Source organism: Amycolatopsis sp. NPDC088138, from assembly GCF_044741685.1.
GTDB lineage: Bacteria > Actinomycetota > Actinomycetes > Mycobacteriales > Pseudonocardiaceae > Amycolatopsis.
The window spans coordinates 466327-478938 of sequence record NZ_JBIUTB010000005.1 but is presented as its reverse complement, the minus strand read 5'-3'; the positions used below and the strand labels follow the sequence as shown (position 1 = coordinate 478938).

Genomic DNA, 12612 nt, shown 5'->3' with positions numbered 1-12612 from the left:
TACGCTCGACCCACCATGCCGAGACTCGCCGACCACGAACAACGCCGCCGCCAGATCGCCGAGGCCGTCTGGCGGATCGCCAGCGCGCGCGGGCTGGAGGACGTGTCCCTGCGCAAGGTCGCGGCCGAGGCCGGTGTCTCGCTGCGGCTGGTCCAGTACTACTTCGGCACGCGCAACGACCTGCTGCTGGGCGCGCTCGAGATCCTCAACAAGGTCGCCGAGGAGCACACCCGCGCCGAGGTCGGGCCGGAGGCGGACGCGACACCGCGGCAGGTCCTGCGCACGATGCTGGTCGGGATGCTCCCGCTGGACGACGAGCGCCGCACGCGTTACCTCGTGTACCTGGCCTACTTCGTCCGGTCGCTGACCGACCCCGATCTCGCGGCGGCGTTCAGCGCCGCGCCGCCGGAGCTGGAACGGCTGACCGCGGACCTGCTGGCCTGGGGGCAGCAACGCGGCGAAGTGGCCCCGGACCTCGACCTGCTGCCGGAGGCCGAGCTACTCCTCTCGAGCGTCGATGGCCTGCAAACCAGCCTCATCCTGGGCCAGCGCACGCCCGAGGCCGTGTTCGCGCTGATCGACCACCAGCTCGGCAGGCTCTTCAGCCTCGCGAACGTCGCCACCTGAGCGCCAGCAACGTCCCGAGCACGCCCGTCACGACGCCGATCGTGGCCGGCACCGCGACCGGCGGGTCCACCACGATCACCGGCTTCAGCTCCACGGGCGCCGGCGGCTGAACCGGCCTCGGCGGCGCGTCCGAACCGGTGGCCGTCCACGCCGTGACGTAGACGAGCATCCGGGCGACCAGCGAGATGAAGAAGATCAGGCCGATCACCGAGCCGAACGCGATGCCGGTCAGCGAGTTGCTGATCAGCCGGAGGTAGACGCCGCCGGCCAGCTTGAGCGCCTCGAACCCGATGGCCAGCGCGACGGCGCCGCGCACCGCGCTGCGCACGCCGACCGGCTGGCGCGGCAGCCGCGTCAGCACCCAGAGGAACACCAGCCAGTCCGCCGCCAGCGACAGCGGCACCGAGGACGCGGAGACGAGCTGGTGCCCCCAGCTCGTGTCGTCGAGCCCGGCCAGCCGCAGCAGGTAGCCGCCGAGCGCGGTGCCGGAGATGGTGAGCGTGAAGGACACCAGCAGCGCCGCCGTCAGGCCGAGCAGCGCGAGCAGGTCGACGGCGATCAGCCGCAGCAGCGGCTGGTCCGAGCGGTTCTGACCCCAGAGCGCGGTCAGCGAGTCCCGCAGCGCGTTCATCCAGTTCCAGCCCGAGTAGAGGCCGATCGCCAGGCCGAAGACCCCGACGCTGGTCCGCTGGTCGACGAAGCCGGTGAGCAGGTCGGTGGCCTTGTCCCCCAGACCGCCGGGCAGCGTGCTGACGACGGCGTGGACCATCGTGTCACGCAGGCCCGGCTGGCTGGCCAGCACGAACCCGGCCGCCGACGACGCCACCATCAGCAGCGGCACCAGCGACAGCAGGCTGAAGTAGGTGATCGACGCGACGTAGTGGTAGCCGCCGCGGTCGACGTAGCGGTTGGTGGCGCGGGCGATGTGGTCCAGCCACCGGTACCGGGCACGGGCCCGCGCCCAGGGGCTCGGGGCCTTGGGGGAACTCTTCACGGACACTGTTTACCCAGCCGGGAGCCTCCTCGCGCACGCAACACGCACTCTTGACACCCCATCACCCGCTCGCTAGAGGTGAGTTACTTCCCCACTGGCTCCCCGGAGACCTGACAACGATGTCACCTGGAGGACAGCTCCATGCGCGTTCGCCTGCTCCTGGCCCCGGTCCTGGCCCTGTCCCTGGTGTCCGCGCCGGTCGCCGGCGCCCACCCGCACCGGTCGAACGTCGACCTGGTCAACCCGCTCATCGGCACCACCGGCGCCGACCCCGCCGAGTACGGCGGGATGATCCCGAGCACCGCGCCACCGTTCGCGATGACCCGCTGGTCGCCGCAGACGCGCGTCAACTACGTCAGCCGCCTGCCCTACCACCACGACGACCCCGCGATCACCGGCTTCATCGGCACGCACCAGCCGGCGATCTGGATGGGCGACTACGGCTACGTCTCCGGCATGCCGGGCGTCGGTGACGTCCAGGTCGGGCGCTCGATGCCGTTCACGCACGCCGACGAGCACGCGTCGCCGTCGCAGTACTCGGTGAAGATGGCCACGGGCGTCGGCGCCGAGCTGACCGGGACGTCGCGGGTCGGCGTCATGCGGTTCACCTTCCCGGCGGACGCGTCGCCGAACTTCGTCCTGACCGCGACGCGGGCCGGGATCACCGGCGCGGTGCACGTCGACCCGGCGCGGCGCGAGATCTCCGGTTACAACCCGGACCGCCAGGACTCGAAGCTCGGGCCGTTCCAGGCGGCGCACTTCAAGGGCTACTTCGTCGCGAGCTTCGACACGCCGGTGACCGGCTTCGGGACGTCGACCGGGACCACGCTGCACGACGGCGAACGCGACCGCACCGACGCCGCGCTCGGGGCCTACGTGCGGTTCCCCTCTGCGGCTCGCACGGTCCAGGTGCGGATCGCGACGTCGTTCATCTCGGTCGACCAGGCCCGGGAGAACCTGCGGCGTGAGGTGCCTTCGGGGACGAGCTTCGACCGGGTCGCGGCCCGGACGAAGGCGGCGTGGAGCGAGAAGCTGGACCGCGTCGACATCGAAGGCGCGACACCGGATCAGCTCGCGACGTCCACCGCGGGACCAGCTACACGAGCTATTCACTGTGGGACACCTTCCGCGCCGAAAACGCGTTCCTGACGCTCTTCGCGCCCGAGCGCATCGACGACATGGTGACGTCGATGCTGCAGGACTACCGCGAAGGCGGCTGGCTGCCGATGTGGAAAAACCCGGCCGAAACCAACATCATGGTCGGCACCAACGCCGACTCGATCATCGCCGAGGACATCGCGAAGGGTTTCACCGGCTTCGACCGCGAACTGGCCTACAAAGCCGTGTACAAGGACGCGATGACCCCGCCGGACCGCGACACCGAGCTGCGGTTCGCCGACCGCGAGGAAGGCACGCCGGTCGAGGCGCGGGCCGGGCTGACGACCTACAAGCGGAACGGCTGGGTCGCCGCCGACCGGACCGCCGAAGCCACGTCGAGGACCTTGGACTACGCCTACGAAGACTGGGCCGTGGCGCAGGTCGCTTCGGCGGTGGGCAGGCCTTCGGACGCCGCGTTCTTCCTGAACCGCAGCAAGAACTACCGCAACCTCTACAACCCGGCGACCGGGTTCATGCAGGCGCGGAACTTCGACGGCGCCTGGACGTCCGGCGGCTGGACCGAGGGCAACGAGTGGGTCTACACGTTCGACGTGATGCACGACGTGCCCGGGCTCATCTCCCTGATGGGGCGCGACAAGTTCACCGCCCTGCTGGACCGGCACTTCGGCGAGGGCCACAACAACCACACGAACGAACCGAGTCACCACATCGGTTACCTCTACGACTACGCCGGGCAGCCGTGGAAGACCCAGGCGCAGGTGCGCTCGATCGCCGCGGCCAACTACGCGAACAAGCCGGACGGGCTGACCGGCAACGACGACTGCGGCCAGATGTCGTCGTGGTACCTGCTGTCGTCGATCGGGATCTACCCGGTGAACCCGGCGTCCGACTCCTACGCCGTCGGCAGCCCGTTCTTCTCGAAGGTGACGCTGCGGCTGCCCGGTTCTTCCCGTCCACTCGTGGTGTCCTCGCCCGGGAACTCGGTGTCGACGCCTTACGTGTCTTCGCTTTCGTTGAACGGCAAGCCCGTCTCGAAGCCGACGCTGACCCAGCGTGACCTGACCGGCGGCGGGGTGCTGCGGTTCGGGATGAGCGCGACGCCGACGACGTGGGGCGTCAGCTGAGGACGACCAGCTCGGACCAGTCGTCCTGGGGCAGCTCGGTGTCCGTCGTCGCGAACACCGAGCTGCCCAGGAAGTCCAGCTTGGAGCCGAGGGTGGCCAGGAACGACGTGTCCGCGGCGTCGCGGCCGGTGGAGATCCGGAGCATGCTCTGGCGCGGCGCGAGGTGCGTGGCGTCGAAGACGTACCAGTGGCCGTCGATCGCGGCCTCGAACACGGCGTGGAAGTCCATCGGCGACAGCCCGGGCGCGTACACGCCGACGTACCGGGCGGGGATGTCGAAGAACCGGCAGAACGTGATGCAGACGTGCGCGAAGTCGCGGCAGACGCCTTCGCCGGCCAGGAGGGTGTCGATCGCGTCGTCGGTCGGCCGGGTGGCGCCGACGGTGTAGAGGAGCCGGTCGTTGACGTTCCGGACGATCGCGTCCACAGTGGACCGTGCGTCCGGGTGGCCGTACATCTCCGGCGGCGCCAGGCCGCCGATCCGGTCGGACGGGCAGTACCGGCTCGGCCGGGTGAACACCGCGACGTCGGAGAGGGTGACCGGCTCCGCTTCGGCCTCGGTCAGGTCGCGCTCGGCGTGGTAGGTGACCCGGTGCTCCCCCTCGGGCAGGTCGAAGACGTCGGCGCGGGTCCCGTGCTCGAACAGGACGGCGTCGCTGCCGCCGTGCCAGGAGACGGTCAGGTCCTCGGTGTCGGCGTTGGCCGCGGCGACCGAGATCGCCGCCCGGCCGGGTTCGGTGACGCGGATGGTGAACTCGACGTCGACGGTCGCTCGCTGGGCCATCGCGTCATCATGGCATCCGGCCGCTCTGGGACCATCACGTCATGGTGAACATCGTGGTCTTCCACTCGGTGCTGGGGCTCCGGCTGGTCGAGCTCGGCGCGGCCGAACGGCTGCGGGCGGCCGGGCACCACGTCGTCACGCCGGATCTCTACGCCGGTTCGACCGCGTCCACGCTCGAGGAGGGTTTCGCGCTGATGGACCACGTCGGCTGGACGGCCATCAGCGCTCGTGCGGCCGACGCGGTGCGCGACCTGCCTGCGGATGCGGTGCTGCTGGGCGTCTCGATGGGCTGCGGCGTGGTGCAGAGCGTCCTTCCGGACCGTCCCGCCGCGGCGGGTGTCGTGCTGCTGCACGCGTTGGGCGCCATTCCGGCGTCGGCGCGCGACGGCCTGCCGGTGCAGGTGCACGTCGCCGACCCGGACCCGATCGCGCCGCCGGCCGAGGTCGCCGCCTGGCGTGCGGTCAACCCCGCGGCCGAGGTGTTCACCTACCCCGGCGCCGGCCACTTCTACACCGACGCCGAGGCTCCCGACCACGACGAAACCGCGTCCGCCCTCACCTGGCAGCGGGTGCTCGACTTCCTCCGGAAGCTGCCTCGGGCGTACTAGGGTTCCGCGGTGGCCGCCTACTTCCTGCTCGACATCGACTTCGGGACCAACCTGGCCGGGGCCGAAGCCGCGCGCCGGCTGATCCGGGCCAGTCCGCCCCTGCGAGCGGGTGCCCGGCGGGTGAGCCTGCACGACAGCCTGGTCGGCGACGGGTCGCGTGTCATCGCCGTGCCACGAGGAGTCGGCTACGCGCTGCCGGTGGAACTGGCCGAGCGCACCCGGCGCCTGGACCTCACGGCCGAGGAGCTGAGCGCGCTCGGGTGGAGCCTCTACGACCTGCTCCGGCGGTGCACCGGCTACCGGCTCGCGGCGGTCGGCTGGGAGCTCGGCGAAATCTGGTTCGAGGACGGCGAGCTGAGCCCCGAGTACGCGGCCGACCTCGCGGCGGGCGGCCTCCACGGGCTGGTGGTGTCCGACGACGTCCGCCGGGCGCTGCCCGCGGCGACGCCGTTCGAACCGTTCGAACCCGGCTACCAGTGGATGCCCTACCGAGGCGAGACTTCCACGTAGCAGCCGGGTCTCCGGCTCAGGCGTAGCGGACGGGGTAGTGCTTGATGCCGTTGAGCCAGCTGGAGCGCAGGCGCACCGGCGGTTCCGCTTCGGTGATGTTCGGCATCACGTCGGCGATCGCGTTGAAGATCAGGTCGATCTCCAGCCGGGCGAGGTTGGCGCCGATGCAGTAGTGCGAACCGGTGCCGCCGAACCCGACGTGCGGGTTGTCCTCGCGCGAGATGTCGAACTTCTCCGCGTCGTCGAACACCTCGGGGTCGAAGTTCGCGGAGCTGTAGAACATCCCGACACGGTCACCCCGCTTGATCTGCGCACCGCCCAGCTCGGTGTCGCGGGTGGCGGTGCGCTGGAAGGCGACCACCGGGGTGGCCCAGCGGACGATCTCGTCGGGCGCGGTCTTCGGGCGCTGTTCCTTGAACAGGTCCCACTGGGCCGGGTGGTCCAGGAACGCCTTCATGCCGTGGGTGATCGCGTTGCGCGTGGTCTCGTTGCCGGCCACCGCGAGCAGGATGACGAAGAAACCGAACTCGTCGGAGCCCAGCGCCTCGCCGTCGACGTCGGCCTGGATCAGCTTCGTGACGATGTCGTCCATCGGGCACTTGCGGCGGTCCTCGGCCATGTTCCAGGCGTAGCCGATGAGCTGGGCCGACGCCTCGAGCGGCTCGAGCTGGTACTCGGGATCGTCGTAAGCGACCATCTGGTTGGACCAGTCGAAGATCTTGAGCCGGTCCTCCTGCGGGACGCCGATCAGCTCGGCGATCGCCTGCAGCGGCAGTTCGCAGGCGACGTCGGTGACGAAGTCGCCCGTGCCCTTCTTCTTGGCCTCGAAGACGATCTTCGCGGCGCGGTCCCGCAGCGTGTCCTCGAGCTTGGCGATCGAGCGCGGCGTGAAGCCCTTCGACACGATGCGCCGCAGCTTGGTGTGCTGCGGGGCGTCCATGTTGAGCAGGACCAGGCGGTTCGCGTTGAGGCGATCCTCGGTCATGCTCTCGTCGAAGCGGATGATCGCGGTCTTCTCGCTCGAGGAGTAGAGCGTGCTGTCGCGGGAGACTTCCTTGACGTCGGCGTGCCGCGAGACGACCCAATAGCCGTCGTCGCCGAAGCCGGCGGTGTTGGTCTTCTGGGGGTTCCACCACACGGGAGCGGTCCGCCGGAGCTCGGCGAACTCGGCCAAGGGAAGCCGATGGGCATAGAGGTCCGGGTCCGTGAAGTCGAAACCTGCTGGGATGAGCGGAGCGGCCACGTTGCCTCCCACGGTTCGGCTTGAAACACGTTCTAACCGGATTGAAGCATACGGTGTTAACTAACGGAAGAGCGTTCAGTGAAACCCGTTAACTTTACCGATGAGGCCAGGTGAACGAGCGCTCACTCGGTCAAGATCGAGATCACGCCAGGGCTGCACCGCCTTGCGTCGAACAATAACTTGTTCTAGTTTTTGGATACTGACAGTCTTCCCGACGAAGGGGACCAGATGGGCGTGCCGGTTGTCGTCGAAGCCGTGCGGACCCCGATCGGCAAGCGGGGCGGGCTGCTGGCCGGCCTGCACACGGCCGAGCTGCTGGGTGCCGCGCAGCTGGCCCTGCTCGAGCGGGCCGGGATCGACCCGGCGCTGGTCGAGCAGCTGATCGGCGGCTGCGTCACGCAGGCCGGCGAGCAGTCGAACAACGTCACGCGCACCGCGTGGCTGCACGCGGGCCTGCCGGAGACGGCGGGCGCGACCACGATCGACGCCCAGTGCGGCTCGGCGCAGCAGGCCACGCACCTTATCGCCGGCCTGATCGCGGCGGACGCCATCGACGTCGGCGTCGCCTGCGGGGTCGAGGCGATGAGCCGAGTCCCGCTGGGCACCAATCGAGCGGACGGCTCACCCCGGCCCGCGTCCTGGTCGATCGACCTCCCGAACCAGTACGGCGCGGCCGAGCGCATCGCCGTACGCCGAGGCTTGACGCGTCTCGACGTCGACACCTTCGGCGCCGCGTCCCAGCAGAAGGCGGCAGCCGCGTGGGCGGCCGGGCACTTCGACCGCGAGGTGGCGCCGGTGAAGGCCCCGGTGCTCGACGCATCGGGGGCGCCAACCGGCGAAACCCGGCTGGTCGCCCGAGACCAGGGCTTGCGCGAGACGACGGTCGACGGCCTCGCCCGCCTCAAGCCGGTGGTCGAGGACGGCATCCACACCGCGGGAACGTCCTCCCAGATCTCCGACGGCGCGGCAGCCCTGCTGCTGATGGACTCCGCGCGCGCTTCCGCCCTGGGCCTGCGTCCTCGAGCCCGGATCATCGCGCAGGCCTTGGTCGGCGCGGAGCCGTACTACCACCTGGACGGCCCGATCCGCGCGACCGAGCGAGTGCTGTCGCGGACGGGCATGACGATCGCCGACCCGGACCTGTTCGAGGTCAACGAAGCATTCGCCTCGGTGGCCTTGTCGTGGCAGCGGGTTCTCTCCCCGGACGAGTCCCGAGTCAACGTCAACGGCGGCGCGATCGCCCTCGGCCACCCGGTGGGCAGCACGGGAGCGCGCCTGTTGACGACGGCGTTGCACGAGCTGGAGCGCCGGGACGCGTCTACGGCGTTGGTGACGATGTGCGCCGGTGGGGCTTTGTCTACCGCGACGATCATCGAACGCCTCTGACGCGCCGGTCAGCCATCGTGTTGGCCGCTCCGGCCACCAAGCTGGCCGATCCGGTCACCGACTTGACCGCTCCGGCCACCAAGCTGGCCGCTCCGGTCACCGACTTGACCGCTTCGGTCGCCGTGTTGGCCGCTCCGATCACCGTGTTGGCCGCTCCAGTCACCGACTTGGCCGCCCGATCACCCAAGTTGGCCGCTCCGGCCACTGTTTCGGCCGCTCCGGTCACCGAGCCGGCGATGCCCGCGGGACCGACGTGACCGCCTTGCCGCTCAGCCGCCCATGACCGGACCGATGTCGTCGCCGAGTCCGACCGGACCGGACCGGAACCGCCAACACACCAGTGGGACCGGCCAACACACGGATCAGGGCGCCACCACCTCCGCGGGACCGTTGCCCGGCCTGGCGAACTTCACCGTCCCCTTCCCCTCCCGCCAGCTCTCCGCGAAGAGCGTGTCGTCGGCCACCCAGGTCAGCACGACCTCCCTGAGGTCGAGGCGGAACAGGTGGCACGGCTCGTCGTTCCCTTGCAGCGCCGCGATTTCCGTCTTGTCCGTCAGCTCCACCACGATGCCCGCCAGCTTCGCGTCGCCGCCCTCTTCGATGCCCGGGTACGCGTGGATCGCGAACCGGTTGTCGCGGCGCAGATCCCGGGCCTTGAGCGCGTCGAGCATCGACCCGATGTAGGCCTCCGCGCCGTGGAAATCCACCTCGGACCCGCTCACCCGCGGCGAACCGTCGCGCCGCAGGGTCGCCAGCACGTGCGACTTCTCCGCCGTGAACCGCGCGTGCACGCGCGCCGCCAGCGAAGGTGACTGCGCCGAGAACTCCTGCCAACTCGTCATGCCGGGAGCATCCCACCCACCACCGACAGTTTTCAGCAAGCAGAGTCAGCCGGCCATGGCTCCCGGAAGCCGAGTCATCTCGGCGAAACCGGTGGAGAGCGCCCGCGAGGCCGACTCCGCGGAGAACGACCAGTGCACGGCGAACCCCTGCGCGGTCGAGAGATCCACCTCGCCGTAACGCATGACCGGCAACCGGCGGTTGTTCTTGAACCGCCGGTCCGGGCCGCCGCGTTTGTTCACGTACTGCCAGGTCGTGTCCACTTGGACGGCGTCGGGCGGCACCGCCCCGTCTTCGATGAACCGGGTCGTTCCCGGGCAGACGGAAACCGCGCCGTAGGCCAGGTCGGCGTAGGTGTTCCGATCCCGCACCAGGATGCGATCCGGGAGGAAGTAGACCGACCGGGTAGCCGACTCCAGAGAGGGAACGGCGATGTTCGACTTCAGGTGAGCCGAGCCGCCGAGTCCCCGGCGCAGCGGCTCGCGCCGGACCAGCGAACCCGCGCCCGCGTTGACCTTGCGCTGGTAGTTCGTCTCCAGATCGCCTCGCGCGACGGTGCTCCAAGCGCTGTGCGCCCCGCGGACGTCGTCGAAGGACCTGAGCAACCGCTCGAACTGCCGCTGCACAGGACCGTCGACCTCGTAGAAGGCCACCACCGTGCGGCGGACGTTGTCCCGCCAGCCGAGCCAGACGGTCAGCGGGACGCCGATCAGGAGGACCCACGGCGTCGCGGCGGCCAGCAGCAAGGTGGCCCCGAGCGCCCACGGCCACACCCGGTGCGCTCCCGCCGCGGCGTTGAGCTGCGCGACGAGCGTGCTGGGAGTCGCCGCCAGGAGCTCTTCCGCACGTTTGCCAGTCACGTCGGACAGCACGACCTCGCCGGGCTCCGGCAATGCCGGACCGGAGGTCGGCACAGGTCCACGAGCGCTGGAGCGCCGCCCGCCCGCGGTCGCCCGGTAGGACACTCCGGCGGGTCCGACCCGCACGTAGCTCCCCCGCGGACCGGCGCCGACCCGCAGCCCCGGAATCCCCGCCGAAACCCCGATTCCCGACTTCGAAACCCCCACCCGTAGCGGCCCCAGCCGGATACTCGTGCGCAGGTAGATGGACATCCGTGCCTCGCTTTCCTGTCCGACACGGAGTCGGACAGGAAACGGCGTCTGCTACGCGGGCACACCGACCGCAACCGGGCCGAGATCATCGCGTGACGGGGAGGTCAGCCGGGCAGGTGTGCGTCCACTTCGATCTCGATCTTCATGCGCGGGTCGGCCAGGCCGCACTCCAGCATCGTCGCGGCCGGGCGGACGTCGGCGAAGGCCTTGCGCAGCACCGGCCAGCACGGCTCGAAGTCCGCCCGCGACGGCAGCAGGTACCGCACCCGGACGACGTCGGCGAGGGTGCAGCCGGCCTCGGTCAGCGCCGCCTCGATGTTGCGAAGGCACTGTGCCGCCTGCTCGACGACGTCTTCGGGGATCGTCATGGTCGAGTAGTCGAAGCCGGTGGTGCCGGAGACGTACACGCGTCCGCCGTCGACCACCGCGCGGGCGTAGCCGATCTGCTCCTCGAAGGTGGAGCCGCTGAGAATGGTTCGTCGCGCCATACCCGCACGCTAGCGGCCCGCCGCAACCCGGTTTCGGCGCGGAGCCGGCCAGGCGCCGACGAACATCGGTTCACGATCCGAACATCCGTGAAAATTCAACCTCGAGATCACCCTGTGATGTAGGTCACACAGCGAACCCAAACCTACGGTTCCGTAGCTTTGCCGACCGAAATTTTCGCTTTGCGCTTGCGGAACGCAAGAAGCAAAACAGCACCCGGTCACGTTCCGCAACAAACGTGAGCCGAGCCGGGGAACCACCCCCGGACCACGGCTCACGTCTTGCCGCAGCAAGCCGGACTCGACGAAGAGAACAGACCCTGCGCAGCACTTACGCTACCAACAGTCGGAGCCGAATGGTTCAGAATCAGGAATTTCGAGCCATTTATTTGTCGAGACGGCATTCACTCGTTCGACTTTCGACAGGGTCGTCCCTATTGTCATCGACTGTCACCCAGGGTAAACATTCGACCTCAACCAAGAGGACGTCAAGAGAGGTCAGCCTTACTTGAACACGGATGGGTTCACCTGCACGTAACACCGTGTTACTTCTAGGCCACCTGATGACCACCCTCTAAAGTCTGGTTAACCCCAACCGGTGACGGGCGCCCTGACCACGCGAGCTTCCCCGCCACCCCTGCACGGACTCGGCGAAGAAACAACCAGCAAAGAGGTACACCACATATGGTACAGACCAGTCGTGATCATTTGGCTGTGATCACCTTTTCGATCGTCGCGATCTTTTATCTGATGTTGATCGCGTATCTCGCGCGGTTGCTGCTGGCCCGCCCGACCCGGCACCCCGTCGTTTTCCTCGCCGCGGTGACGTCACTCGTCGCGACACTTCCGGTGATCTTGTCCGCACTTTCGACGGCGGTGGCCTGAGCATGCCCAGCACGCACATCGGTGACGCTCAGTGGGACGTCATCCAGCAGCTTCCCGTACAGGACTACAAGGCCCTGCGGGGTGCCGGACGGATGATCGAGTGCAAGTCGGGCACGAAGATCTGCAACCAGGGTGACCTGGCCGCGCCGGTGTACTTCCTGCGCTCCGGGATCGTGAAGGTCGGGCGCACGGCCCTGCCGGGCAGCCACGAGATGATCGTCGACGTGAGCGGCGCCGGCGACATCCTGGGCGCGGAAGCCTGCCTGCGGAACAAGCAGAGCCACGTGTCCCTCACGGTGACGAAGGACGCCACCGCGCTCGAGGTTCCCCGGGTCGCGTTCGTCCGGTTCCTGGAGCGCCACCCCAAGGCGGCCCTGCTCCTGATGGCGGCGATCGCCGAGCGCGGCCGCGTCCGCGACGCCACGCTCGCCTTCGCCGCGCACAAGGTCCACGATCGTCTCCTGGCTTTCCTCTACCGGCAGGCGCAGCGCCACGGCACCGAGGACGACTCCCACACGGTCACCATCGACATCGGGTTCAGGCTGGTGGACGTCGCGGCCGCGATCGGCGGCTCCGTCGCGTCCGTCAGTACGGAGTTGGAGAGGTTCAAGGACGGCCGCATCGAGAGGGGGTACCGGTCGCTGAAGGTGCACAAGCAGGTTTTCCGCGATCACCGCAAGCTGCTGAAGGCGGAGCCGTACTTCGTCGACGACGCCGACGAAGGGCAGCTGAGATGAACGCGCATGACCGACCACGCCACGATGTCCACCTCGATGCGGCATACAACCCTCCGGCCGATGGAGTAACGCAAGGTACGTCGCGGGCCGTCCACGAGCCGTTACAAGATCGCCGAGCCCGGACCGGGTAGCGGTACACCGTGGATCCGGAGCCGGTC

Annotated in this window: 14 protein-coding genes and 1 pseudogene; 8 read left to right on the top strand and 7 right to left on the bottom strand. The window is 69.0% G+C overall.

Annotation, left to right across the window (positions count from 1 at the left end; all coding sequences use genetic code 11):
* Positions 1–15 precede the first annotated feature (15 nt).
* Positions 16–627 (top strand): TetR/AcrR family transcriptional regulator, encoded by a 612-nt coding sequence (locus ACIOD2_RS28790; RefSeq protein WP_400544557.1) that lies wholly within the window; start codon positions 16–18, stop codon positions 625–627.
* Here the strand turns inward: ACIOD2_RS28790 and ACIOD2_RS28785 are convergent.
* The gene (locus tag ACIOD2_RS28785; protein ID WP_400544554.1) at positions 602–1621 is read right to left on the bottom strand and encodes a YhjD/YihY/BrkB family envelope integrity protein; all 1020 of its coding nucleotides are present in this window, start codon (positions 1619–1621) and stop codon (positions 602–604) included. The two genes, ACIOD2_RS28790 and ACIOD2_RS28785, sit on opposite strands and share 26 nt — an antisense overlap.
* Before the next feature lie 141 nt (positions 1622–1762).
* Between ACIOD2_RS28785 and ACIOD2_RS28780 the strand changes: the two genes are divergently transcribed.
* Positions 1763–2770 carry a glycoside hydrolase domain-containing protein gene (locus ACIOD2_RS28780; RefSeq protein WP_400544551.1) on the top strand — a complete coding sequence of 336 codons (1008 nt, stop codon included), beginning with the start codon at positions 1763–1765 and terminating at the stop codon, positions 2768–2770.
* The gene (locus ACIOD2_RS28775) at positions 2734–3864 is read left to right on the top strand and encodes a GH92 family glycosyl hydrolase (protein WP_400546142.1); all 1131 of its coding nucleotides are present in this window, start codon (positions 2734–2736) and stop codon (positions 3862–3864) included. The genes ACIOD2_RS28780 and ACIOD2_RS28775 overlap by 37 nt, the downstream gene beginning before the upstream one ends.
* Here the strand turns inward: ACIOD2_RS28775 and ACIOD2_RS28770 are convergent.
* Entirely contained in the window at positions 3857–4648 is a 792-nt protein-coding gene (locus ACIOD2_RS28770; RefSeq protein WP_400544548.1) for a transglutaminase family protein, read from the bottom strand. The two genes, ACIOD2_RS28775 and ACIOD2_RS28770, sit on opposite strands and share 8 nt — an antisense overlap.
* A 41-nt stretch (positions 4649–4689) precedes the next feature.
* Here ACIOD2_RS28770 and ACIOD2_RS28765 point away from each other — a divergent pair, with 41 nt between their 5' ends.
* The gene (locus tag ACIOD2_RS28765) at positions 4690–5256 is read left to right on the top strand and encodes a dienelactone hydrolase family protein (RefSeq protein WP_400544545.1); all 567 of its coding nucleotides are present in this window, start codon (positions 4690–4692) and stop codon (positions 5254–5256) included.
* A gap of 9 nt (positions 5257–5265) precedes the next feature.
* Positions 5266–5766: a hypothetical protein gene (locus ACIOD2_RS28760; protein WP_400544542.1), complete on the top strand. Its 501-nt coding sequence runs from the start codon at positions 5266–5268 to the stop codon at positions 5764–5766.
* 16 nt (positions 5767–5782) lie between these two features.
* Here the strand turns inward: ACIOD2_RS28760 and ACIOD2_RS28755 are convergent, their stop codons facing one another.
* The gene (locus tag ACIOD2_RS28755) at positions 5783–7009 is read right to left on the bottom strand and encodes a cytochrome P450 (protein ID WP_400544539.1); all 1227 of its coding nucleotides are present in this window, start codon (positions 7007–7009) and stop codon (positions 5783–5785) included.
* Between the two features lie 228 nt (positions 7010–7237).
* Here ACIOD2_RS28755 and ACIOD2_RS28750 point away from each other — a divergent pair, with 228 nt between their 5' ends.
* Positions 7238–8395, top strand: coding sequence for a steroid 3-ketoacyl-CoA thiolase (locus ACIOD2_RS28750; protein ID WP_400544536.1), 1158 nt, complete (start codon positions 7238–7240; stop codon positions 8393–8395).
* A gap of 362 nt (positions 8396–8757) precedes the next feature.
* On the opposite strand, the gene ACIOD2_RS28745 is transcribed toward ACIOD2_RS28750, so the two are convergent.
* The 4 genes and pseudogenes from ACIOD2_RS28745 to ACIOD2_RS28730 form a co-directional block, all read right to left on the bottom strand.
* Entirely contained in the window at positions 8758–9237 is a 480-nt protein-coding gene (locus ACIOD2_RS28745; protein WP_400544533.1) for a pyridoxamine 5'-phosphate oxidase family protein, read from the bottom strand.
* Between the two features lie 45 nt (positions 9238–9282).
* A complete protein-coding gene (locus tag ACIOD2_RS28740; protein ID WP_400546216.1) occupies positions 9283–10095 on the bottom strand; it encodes a hypothetical protein in 813 nt (270 codons plus the stop codon).
* A 105-nt stretch (positions 10096–10200) separates the two neighbouring features.
* Positions 10201–10347 (bottom strand): annotated as a pseudogene (locus tag ACIOD2_RS28735) (DUF4236 domain-containing protein); the annotation flags it as partial.
* Between the two features lie 104 nt (positions 10348–10451).
* Positions 10452–10835, bottom strand: coding sequence for a RidA family protein (locus tag ACIOD2_RS28730; protein WP_400544530.1), 384 nt, complete (start codon positions 10833–10835; stop codon positions 10452–10454).
* A gap of 681 nt (positions 10836–11516) precedes the next feature.
* On the opposite strand from ACIOD2_RS28730, the gene ACIOD2_RS28725 reads away from it, so the two are divergent.
* Both ACIOD2_RS28725 and ACIOD2_RS28720 read left to right on the top strand, forming a co-directional pair.
* The gene (locus tag ACIOD2_RS28725; protein ID WP_400544527.1) at positions 11517–11717 is read left to right on the top strand and encodes a hypothetical protein; all 201 of its coding nucleotides are present in this window, start codon (positions 11517–11519) and stop codon (positions 11715–11717) included.
* Positions 11718–11719: 2 nt separating this feature from the next.
* Positions 11720–12454, top strand: coding sequence for a Crp/Fnr family transcriptional regulator (locus ACIOD2_RS28720; protein WP_400544524.1), 735 nt, complete (start codon positions 11720–11722; stop codon positions 12452–12454).
* Positions 12455–12612: the final 158 nt, after the last annotated feature.